This window comes from Pseudomonas sp. 51_B (assembly GCF_017491595.1).
Classification (GTDB): Bacteria; Pseudomonadota; Gammaproteobacteria; order Pseudomonadales; family Pseudomonadaceae; genus Aquipseudomonas; species Aquipseudomonas promysalinigenes.
The window spans coordinates 1-447 of the sequence record NZ_JAFGYW010000399.1 but is presented as its reverse complement, the minus strand read 5'-3'; the positions used below and the strand labels follow the sequence as shown (position 1 = coordinate 447).

General features: G+C 49.9%; 1 protein-coding gene. It reads left to right on the top strand.

Going from position 1 to position 447, the window contains the following annotated elements; translation table 11 throughout:
* Positions 1 to 278, top strand: a 278-nt coding sequence (gene bioD / locus J5M56_RS25420; RefSeq protein ID WP_207938113.1) for an ATP-dependent dethiobiotin synthetase BioD, incomplete at its 5' end; no start/stop codon positions are given.
* Positions 279 to 447 lie beyond the last annotated feature (169 nt).

The following is a 447-nucleotide window of genomic DNA, read 5'->3' as shown; positions in this document are numbered from 1 at the left end:
GGGTAACACAGGAACAACTGCCGGTGATACTGGTAGTTGGTGTGAAACTCGGCTGTATTAATCACGCGATGTTGACTGCACAGGTAATACAACACGCCGGACTGACTCTGGCGGGTTGGGTGGCGAACGATGTTACGCCTCCGGGAAAACGTCACGCTGAATATATGACCACGCTCACCCGCATGATTCCCGCGCCGCTGCTGGGAGAGATCCCCTGGCTTGCAGAAAATCCAGAAAATGCGGCAACCGGAAAGTACATAAACCTTGCCTTGTTGTAGCCATTCTGTATTTGGTTAAATTGCGAGCGAGATCGCGTCTTCGATTGACTGCAATTTAACCAATTAAATTCTAAAATAATCACGAAAAAAATTTTACTTCCGCCTCATGCGGCGAATGTGGGAATTGCCCAGGCGGCGGGGGATAGGGGCTGGAGACAGTTATCCACTA